At 69.3% G+C, this 8,171-nt stretch carries 10 protein-coding genes; 2 read left to right on the top strand and 8 right to left on the bottom strand.

All coding sequences use genetic code 11. From position 1 onward, the window contains the following. The first annotated feature begins 731 nt into the window (after nt 1-731). Together ACTWQA_RS58195 and ACTWQA_RS58190 are read left to right on the top strand one after the other, a co-directional pair. On the top strand, nt 732-881 hold the full coding sequence (locus ACTWQA_RS58195) for a hypothetical protein (protein WP_443167359.1): 150 nt from the start codon (nt 732-734) through the stop codon (nt 879-881). A 611-nt stretch (nt 882-1,492) separates the two neighbouring features. Then, nucleotides 1,493-1,687: a hypothetical protein gene (locus ACTWQA_RS58190; RefSeq protein ID WP_443167358.1), complete on the top strand. Its 195-nt coding sequence runs from the start codon at nt 1,493-1,495 to the stop codon at nt 1,685-1,687. Nucleotides 1,688-1,819: 132 nt separating this feature from the next. On the opposite strand, the gene ACTWQA_RS58185 is transcribed toward ACTWQA_RS58190, so the two are convergent. From ACTWQA_RS58185 to ACTWQA_RS58150, 8 genes are all read right to left on the bottom strand, one after another. Beyond that, nucleotides 1,820-2,419, bottom strand: coding sequence for a hypothetical protein (locus ACTWQA_RS58185; protein WP_443167357.1), 600 nt, complete (start codon nt 2,417-2,419; stop codon nt 1,820-1,822). A gap of 633 nt (nt 2,420-3,052) precedes the next feature. Further along, nucleotides 3,053-3,679 (bottom strand): DUF4192 family protein, encoded by a 627-nt coding sequence (locus ACTWQA_RS58180; protein WP_443167356.1) that lies wholly within the window; start codon nt 3,677-3,679, stop codon nt 3,053-3,055. Between the two features lie 91 nt (nt 3,680-3,770). Further along, nucleotides 3,771-3,938: a hypothetical protein gene (locus ACTWQA_RS58175; protein WP_443167355.1), complete on the bottom strand. Its 168-nt coding sequence runs from the start codon at nt 3,936-3,938 to the stop codon at nt 3,771-3,773. A gap of 80 nt (nt 3,939-4,018) precedes the next feature. After that, nucleotides 4,019-5,230: an FAD-dependent monooxygenase gene (locus ACTWQA_RS58170; protein ID WP_443167354.1), complete on the bottom strand. Its 1,212-nt coding sequence runs from the start codon at nt 5,228-5,230 to the stop codon at nt 4,019-4,021. 447 nt (nt 5,231-5,677) lie between these two features. Next, nucleotides 5,678-6,145 (bottom strand): hypothetical protein, encoded by a 468-nt coding sequence (locus ACTWQA_RS58165; RefSeq protein WP_443167353.1) that lies wholly within the window; start codon nt 6,143-6,145, stop codon nt 5,678-5,680. Beyond that, complete coding sequence (locus ACTWQA_RS58160; RefSeq protein WP_443167352.1) at nt 6,142-6,636, bottom strand: hypothetical protein; 495 nt, start codon at nt 6,634-6,636, stop codon at nt 6,142-6,144. The genes ACTWQA_RS58165 and ACTWQA_RS58160 overlap by 4 nt, the downstream gene beginning before the upstream one ends. A gap of 166 nt (nt 6,637-6,802) precedes the next feature. Further along, entirely contained in the window at nt 6,803-7,210 is a 408-nt protein-coding gene (locus ACTWQA_RS58155) for a hypothetical protein (RefSeq protein ID WP_443167351.1), read from the bottom strand. Nucleotides 7,211-7,502: 292 nt separating this feature from the next. Then, a complete protein-coding gene (locus tag ACTWQA_RS58150; RefSeq protein ID WP_443167350.1) occupies nt 7,503-7,865 on the bottom strand; it encodes a hypothetical protein in 363 nt (120 codons plus the stop codon). Between the last annotated feature and the right edge of the window lie 306 nt (nt 7,866-8,171).

Here is an 8,171-nt window from a genome sequence, read left to right as displayed (position 1 = left end):
GATTGACGCTCACGTTGTCGCCGGGCACGAACCAGGCCAACCCCAAAACCAGCCCTGAAGATCATGGACATCGTCCATGTCGCTCATCAGGCCCTACATGCTCAGAAAAAACGTCGTCCTACACCTGTTCCCTCAGCTCGTTGAGCTGGTCGATAAAAGCGCAATGTGCAGCGCTGTGCTCTTCAGTCATCACTGTTGCCAGATTCGTGATCCGGGATAGGAGGAGGGGTCACGCCGTGACTGGAGGGGATCAGCGAATCGTGACGGCAATCATGTTGCCACCGATACGGGGCAAGCCGCGCGCCGATCACCTATTCGAGTTTGTCCGAATAGATTCGCCTCCACGCCGTCAGCCTGCCCGGCACGATCAGGCCGGCCTCGACGTGCATCGAAGGGAACCGAATGGAGTCGAACGCTTCCGGCTCCCGGCCGCGATGCCGGCCGGTTCCGTTCGGCCCTTCGCCGACATCCGCTCGCTGCATTCGGCATCGTTCGACCACGTTTGAACCGCTGGCGGCGCCGCACCAGTGGCGGCATCGTGATCGTCGCCCTGCCTTTCCCGACCATTTGAAGGGCACTCGATGCTGTGCTTCGCTGCCCCTGACGCTCCACTCCGCCCGGTCACCGTCCGCCCGACCGGGTCACCCGCCACCGCGCGGACCACGTGGACGGGTGCTTGTGGGCGACCCGGTGGTTGCCGGCACCCCGATTGCCCCTGCACCTCCGAGGAGATGGCATGCCTGCTGGTGACGATCTGGGCGCTGAAGAGCAGCCGAGTCCCGCTCACACCGCCGTTCGATCGGTTCACCGCCGAGGAATTGATCACGTTCTGGGCAGACGACCTGACCGCCGCCGACCCGCCGTCTGCTGGTGAAGGATGACGTCCGGTGCTCTCTCTGGCCGCCGCACCTCCGGGATCCTGCACTTGCTCGCGTGACTGCGCTCGCGCCCAGGCGCAACGGCAACTTCGTTGCGGGCCGCAAAGCCGCACAGAGTCAGGCGCCGACGCTTAAAGAATTCGGTCCACATGCACGCACCAGAGGGAGAAATATCCCTCAGTGAGTCAAATGTCGGCATTAGGTAACCCTGTGTGACACGCCCGGCGTACAAACGCGAAGGGGACCGACCTGGCAAAACAGCGGAAAGGAGGCGCTCAACTTGCGTTCATGGGAGACCGTTTCTAGGGTTGATCCACAACATCTAGTAGTTACACCGATGTAGTTCACCACACCTTGTGTTTCTCTGTCTCCCGGTTTTCCAGGAGAGATGGCTCACATCGGCGTGGGAAACGCGAGGGGCTCGGAACCGCTAGCGACGGTTCCGAGCCCCTCGAACGGGCACAAACACCGGGATCTGATCTTGGGATCCAGGCGCTAAGTACCTGCTACAGACACTTGCAGCGTAACCAGCGCTTTGCTCCTAAGCAATCCGCTCCCGGTGCCGACAGGCAGGTTCATCAGCTTGACCTGCCACGACACAAGGGAAAACGCGCATGAACACCAACCGAGGTCTATGGGTGGCGGTCTTCGTCATCGCCGGCGTCATCGTCGCCACCATCGGCGGCATTCTCGCCTGGATCGGAGGCATCCCCGTCGCGCTTGCCATCTTGGCAGGCGCCGGCGGCTTCGTCGCCTTCGTCGGCCTCTCCCTGACGGTGGCCGGCTTCCTGATGCGGTCCCAGCCGTAGGAGCGCTCGCCACCGGCCTCGAACCTGAAGGAAGATCCGCGAGGACCTGCCCGGCTCGACACCGTGCTGGGCGCAGCCCAGGGCCGGGGTGGCGGACGGTCGTACCTTCGCCACCCCGCCCTCGGCCATCACCTACGCGGTCGCCGGCAGGTCCTCCGTGGATCGCTGCGCATCCTTGGCCTTGGCCTCGGCGCTGGCGAGGATGTCCGGGAGGTGCTTCTTGACGACGATGCGCAGGCGGCGCTCATTCATACCGGACCAGTTCACGACCTCGCGCACCAGCGGCTCGATGTCCGCCAGGTCCGGGGTCGGCGCGGGCAGGACGCCGGCCTTTTCCGCGCGCTTGAACAGGCGCCCGTACTCGCCGCACCAGTCCTGGCGATCGCCGAACTCCTCCATCTCCTCACGGCTCATCGGCAGGGCCTTCAGCACGGCGTCCGCGTGCTGGGGGTAGCGTCGGACTTCCGGATCGGTGGCCAGGAATCGCACCAGCGGGTCCTCGGACGCGACCAGGTTCTGGTACGCCTCGGCCTGCTTCGTCTTGTGCGCCTTCGCCAGCTCACGCAAGGCGGCGTTCTGCTTGTCCTCCGCCTCGAAGTAGGCCGCGACCTGGTCGGGAGACATGGTGTGGTCCCATTCCGGAACCGGATGTGCGTGGTACACGCGGTCGGTTTCGGTGCGGTGGTTCCGGCTGTCGATGGCGTCGTAGTACGCCTTGACCTCAGGCAGCATGGGGAGCTGTCCTTCCTTCCTGTGCTGGTGGACGGGCTGCCGGAAGAGGGCTGGTGGTGCGGGCCCGGGCCTCGGCGGCGGGCCGTCCCCCTTCCGGCGATGAGCCGTCAGCGGCACGGCGAAGCGCCCCGCAACCGTCCGGTTTCTGCCTGTTCCAAGATGTTTTGCGCCAGCAAAAGATCTTGGAACAGGAAGAACTCGCCCACCAGGCACCGCGAAGCGGGGCGAGAGGACGGTTGCGGGCGCGCCGCCGTACCGCAGGCTGTGAAGCCGGAAAGGGGGACACCGCACTGGCCCGAGTACCTTCACCTCAGCGCCTGTGGTGGGCTGCCGTGTCAGCCACATGGTGGGAAGGGGCGTGCGACATCCGGCGTGCTGTGAGGTGGGAGGGCGGGCCTGCGACCGCCGGCAGCCATCGCGGCACGTGCGCCGGAGTCCGTCAGGCGGCGCGGCGCGGAGCCGGTGTCCTTGCCGGCGTGCTGATGCTGCCGTACGGCGGCGTGAGGCAAAGGACGACGCGCGCCACGGCGGGGGGGTGGGGGCTGATGATCGGCGTGCCGGCTCCTCCGAACGATAGAGGGTCGGTTGCTTGCCCCCTCCTGAGCGGTCGGATCTTGGAGCCCCCGGCTCCGGTCAGCCCGTCCTCGGCCCCGCGGGGCCGAGGTAGTCGGTCAGGGACCGCTGCAGGTGCTGCAGCCACTCCGGTCGGGGCGGCCCCATGACGAGATCGATTTCGGCGGCCGTGGGCATGCGCACCTGAAGCTTCTCGGGAGGCACGTTGCAGCGCAGGGCCAGCGTCAGCAGCTGCGCCATCGAGTAGAAGGGACGGATCGCCAGGACCTCGGCAACAGCACGGGCGGCGGTGTCGAGCTCGCCTCGATACCAGGCGGCAATGGCCCGAAGGGTGCCGATGGGGGCTGCGAACGAGGGCGGGGTGCGCTCGGCCAAGTGGAGCAGCGTCGTGGTCATGGTGGCCGGGTCGTCCTGTACGGCCAGCCAGGCTTCGTCGCGGATGCGAACGATGTGCAGGTCCATGGCGAGCCGGATGGCGGTGGCGTCGTCGACGGAGGTGCCGTGGCGAGTGGCGTTGATGGTCCGGCGCAGCCGGGCGAGGCCTCCGCCGACGAGCTGCTCGACTGGTGGGCAGGGCTGGATGCTCAGCTGGTCGGCGAGGTGACCGGCGAGCTGGCGGGTCAGATGTCGCAGCTGTCCGGCGTGGTCGGGCGAAGGCTGAGGGGCAGGCATGTTGGCCGTGTCCAAGACGATCTCCTTGCTGGTGGGTGCCCCGGAAGGGGGCGGGTCTGGTGACGACTCCGCCCCTCCAGAGCGGGCGCGGAAAGCAGGGCAGGATCTACGGGCGGTGCAGGTGGTCGGCGGTGCTCGCGGCGCTCGCTTCTTGCGGGGTGCGGCTGAAGACGAGGTCGGCGGCGGCCGCGACGGCGGCCAGACCGTCGCCGAGGAGCCAAACCCGTCGCTGGCCGGTGTCGGTGACGGTGTCCAGACGGGCCAAGACGGGCATCCAGTCGTCAGCCCCTTCGGGGGTGGCTAGGCGGACGTGCCAGCCCGGTTGGATGGCCCGGGCTGGCCGGTAGCTGCCGCTCAAGCCGGCACCGGATGTCTGCCGAGGCCGAGGGCGGCGCCCAGCTGCGGTCCGAGCTCCAGCGCGGCCCGCACGGCGGGCAGCAGGCGGCGCTGCCAGCCTTCCAGCGCCACCGACAGGTCGGCGCCGTAGCGCAGGTGCTGGGTGAGTGTGGCGGTCAGGGCGGCGGCCTGCTCGATGCCGGCGTTGGCGCCGCGGGCGGTGTTGGGCCGGACCGGGGCCAGCGCGTCGCCCAGGAGCACGGCGTGGGCGCGGCGGCCGACGGGGTAGACCATGCGCTCGGGCGGGGCGATGTCCACGATGGGTGCGGCGGTCCAGGCGCCGGTCGCCTCGATGATCTCGGCGGCGGACGTGGGCAGCAACTGCCGGGCATGCTCGGTGACGTGCTGCCGGGCCTGGGGGGTGATCTGGTGGGGCAGTACGTAGGTGCGCCGGGTGGGGTCGGCGTTGAGCAGGTGGCGTACCTCCTCGTCGGAGTGGTTGAGGTAGAAGGTCCAGTCGGTGGCGATGCTGCCGTCGCGCTGCAGGACGGGAAACAAGTGGAAGCCCGCGCCGGGTGGTTCCAGCCGGGTGTAGTCGCGCAGGTCGGGCAGGACGATCGGGGACTGGCCGCGCCAGGCCACGTAGCCGCTGTAGCGCAGGTCGCGGCCGGGGTCGAGGAGACGGCGGCCGGTCGAGCGGCGGCCGTCGGCGAAGACGACCAGGTCGGCGTGGACGGGGTCGGTGTGCGCGACCTGCAGCTGGGCGCGGCCGTCGGGTCCGGCGGTCAGGTCCTGGACCCGGTTGCCCAGCCGCAGCCAGCCTTGGGGGAGACGCTCCAGCAGCGCGCTGTTGATGAGGTGCCAGGCGGTGGAGCGGCCCGGGTACATGGTGTGCACGCGGTCGGTTTCCTGGCGGCCGGCGAGCTTGACCGCGATCACGCGCTCGCTGGTGAAGGGGACGAACTCGTGCTGGGGGACGCCGATGGTGTCCAGGGCGGCCAGGGAGGTGTGCTCCAGGCCGATGACGCCACCGGCCTGTGTGTGCAGGTGTTCGGAGGCGTCCAGGACGGTGACGTCGGTGAGTCCGGCCTGGTGGAGTAATAGAGCCAGGGTGGGCCCGGTGATGGAGGCGCCGACGATGGCGATCGCGGGCTGGTCCTGGCGGGGTGCCAGTAAGGCAGGGGCGAATTCAGCCGAGACGTCGGTGTGCGGCTGGGTCAGCGAGATCATGGCAGCTCCTGTGCTGAGCGACTGGGCTGCCGGAAGGCGGGGTGCTGCGTGAGGCCCGCGCCTGGGCGGCGGACCTCCCCTCCTTCCGGCGCCGAGCCGTCAGCGGCACGGAGAAGCGCCCCGCAACCGCGTGGTTCTGCCGGGGTCCAAGATGTTTTGCGCCAGCAAAAGATCTCTGGACACGGCAGAACGTGCCCGTCCGGCCACCACGCGGGCGCAGGGACTCCAGGGCGGGCCGGACGGGCACGAGCGCGGTTGCAGGGGCGCGCCCGACGTGTCGCAGGCTGCGAAGCCGGAAATGGGGGGTGCCCCGCCACTGGCCGCGCTCCACGATGCCGGCGCTTCCGGGCGCTGGCGTGTCAGCGGCAGGGTTGGAGTGTCAGTGATGGGCGGCGTCGCGGGCGGCCACGCCGCGCGGCTCGCTGGCCACCACGAGCAGCAGGTCCTTCATCGGGCCGCCTCCTGCTCGGCGAGCGACCACAGGATCACCTTCACGCAGCTTCTGTAGTCGCCCGGCTTGCCGCGGGTGCCGATCTCACGCCGCACTAGGCCGTCGTGCTCCAGGCTTTCCAGCGCGCGGTGCACGGGGCGAGACGACCTCGCCGGTATCCGGAGCGCTCGGGTGAGCATTGAGGCGCTGATCCGCAGATGCGGGTACTTGCGAAAGTGCTCCAGCACCTGCGGTTTGATCTCCTGGTGCAGGAACTCCCCGTCCTGGCCCTTCCCACGCCGGTCGACGTCGCCGTGCAGTTCCCGCAGGTACCGCTGGATGGTCCGTTCGTGGACGCCGAGGTGGTCCCCGATCCGGGCCGGGTCGGTGATGCCGAGGTCCAGCAGCTGCGCGGTTTGCTCCTTCCGCTCGGCTCGCCGGCGGATGCGAGCTTCTGAGGCGGCCGACCATGCGGAGCGGGTCACCACGTCCGCCCCCGCTCCAAGTCGTCGTCGGCGCGCACGCTGATGGACTCGTCGACCGTCGCCATGACGGCTTCGACCGCGTCTTCGGCGGGCTGCAGCTGCGCTGCGGGCGGCTCCCAGTTGGGCAGCGTGGCGGCCATGGCCAGGTACAACCAGTCCGGCAGCTGGGCCCACGAGCCAGGGGCGGCTCCGTGCCTGCGTTCCGTCACGGTCATCAGGCCGACCGACTTGTCCGCTTTCCGGTTGGGTCCGCTCACCTCGTACAGGGAGAGCGTCCAGCCGCCCCCGGGCGTCCACACCCACCGGTAGATGGCGTTGCGGGGGAAGAAATCGCGTTGGCCCGGCCGAACGATGGCCTCGGCGGCGCCGAACTCGTCTTCGATGGTCACCGTCACCTTCCTCCGGGTGACGGTCGTCCAGCCTTGCGTGGCCCCGGACGTCTTCGTGTCGGAGGCCGGCGGCGGGTCGAACAGGGTGTTGTCGTCCTCCACGTTGGTGTCCTTTCAGAGCAGGGCGAGTTGTTCGGGTCGCGGCCGCGACGGAGTCGACCCCGCCGCCGAGGCCGACGACGATCGGCATCTGGACCATCGGGTCCTCCAGGTGCGGGAATGTGAGGACCCCCGCCGGGGGGCCGGCGGGGGTCCTCACGGAGAGCGGTCAGCTGTCGCCAGGCGGCGGGGCGCCGGTCGGCTCGCGCTCGTGGTCGCGCAGCAGTTGCTGCATGCGGCTGAGCTGGAGGCGCAGCCTGGCCAGGACGGTTTCGTGCTGGGTGATGGCCTCGTGCTGGCGAGCCAGCAAGCGGTGACGGCGGATAGTGCGGCAGGCGGCGGCGCGGCGGAGCTGGTCGAGGTCGAGGCGGTCCAGCCAGTACATGGCCAGCGCAGCCAACACGGCGGCCACCTGGTTAGCGACGCGTCGCGGGACTGGTGCGTGGTGGTGGCGGCTGCAGGCGTCTCGCCGCCAGACGACGCCCAGCCCGAGCTCGCGCGGTGTGCGAGCGCCGTCGCGGGCCCGTGCCGCGTCGATGATGTTGGAGTCGACCAGGCGGGTGGTGCGGTGGATCACCGGCCGGTCGGGGCGGTGACGGCCGGAGCGGGCCTCGACAGGCAGCTCGCCGCCGTAGTGGATGATCAGGCAGGTGGTGCCGGGGTCGATGTCGTTGAGGTCGTAGCCGGGCTCCAGGGGTGAACGTGCCGTTAACCTTGGAGTTGGCGACGTGGCAGGCCAGCGTGCCGGTGGCCGGGTTGGGACGGGCCCGTACGCGCAGCTTGCCGGCGGGGCCGGCGTCCAGCACCACGGCGTCGACCGGGACGTGATTGATGGCGAGGTCCATGGGACGGGACTCCTTGCCGGGTGGCTAGAACAGCGGGTCCGGCAGCGGCGGACGCCGCCGCTTGGTCTTGCTCGATCGCGCGGCCGCCGGGACGGGGTGTGTGGTCGTGGAGCGGCGCCTGCTGGCATCGCCCGGCAGCGGCAGGCCGCTGAGGCCGAGGCCCGCGTATCGGCACTGCACGGGCTCGTCGTGGTGGCGGCCAGAGCATTCGATCGTCCCCAGCGCGCGGTCCTTGACCGTGAGCTTGCGCCGCAGGCCCGTCTCGAGGTCGTCGATGCTGCTGCTTTCCAGCGCCTCGTGGTGTTTGTGCATGTCGGCGAACATCACGTGGTCGGGGAAAGCCTGCGCCCAACAGCGCAGGTAGAGGCTGGCGGCGGGGGAGGTCAACGGGGCGATGAGGCTGGCGTGACAGCACGCGCAGCATGCTTCGGCTGCGGTGCCGGGCCGGGTGTCCTGGCCTGCGGCGACCCGGTCCAGCAGTTCGCGACAGTGCGCCCGGTAGACGAACTCCGTGCTGATGAGGACGCGGGTGGGCTTGAGCAGCGGCCAGCTGTGAAAGAGCGTGTCCGAGGTGTGTCAGAGAAAATGCACCAGATCGGGTCTTAAATACCCATCAGTCGCGGGAGGGGTTATAGGGGATCCTGGCGTAGTTCTCGCCGGGCTGCAACCCGGGCCTCGTGTGCGTCCTTCAGC

It is taken from the genome of Nonomuraea sp. 10N515B (assembly GCF_052245915.1).
Taxonomy (GTDB): domain Bacteria; phylum Actinomycetota; class Actinomycetes; order Streptosporangiales; family Streptosporangiaceae; genus Nonomuraea.
Note: the sequence above shows the minus strand (reverse complement) of the source record. Positions and strands in the feature narration are given on the sequence as shown.

What these genes read in the sequence shown, in the direction of transcription:
- ACTWQA_RS58195 (WP_443167359.1), top strand. Translation starts at nt 732, where the DNA reads ATGGCATGCCTGCTGGTGACGATCTGGGCGCTGAAGAGCAGCCGAGTC.
- ACTWQA_RS58190 (WP_443167358.1), top strand. Translation starts at nt 1,493, where the DNA reads ATGAACACCAACCGAGGTCTATGGGTGGCGGTCTTCGTCATCGCCGGC.
- ACTWQA_RS58185 (WP_443167357.1), bottom strand. Translation starts at nt 2,419, where the DNA reads ATGCTGCCTGAGGTCAAGGCGTACTACGACGCCATCGACAGCCGGAAC.
- ACTWQA_RS58175 (WP_443167355.1), bottom strand. Translation starts at nt 3,938, where the DNA reads ATGCCCGTCTTGGCCCGTCTGGACACCGTCACCGACACCGGCCAGCGA.
- ACTWQA_RS58170 (WP_443167354.1), bottom strand. Translation starts at nt 5,230, where the DNA reads ATGATCTCGCTGACCCAGCCGCACACCGACGTCTCGGCTGAATTCGCC.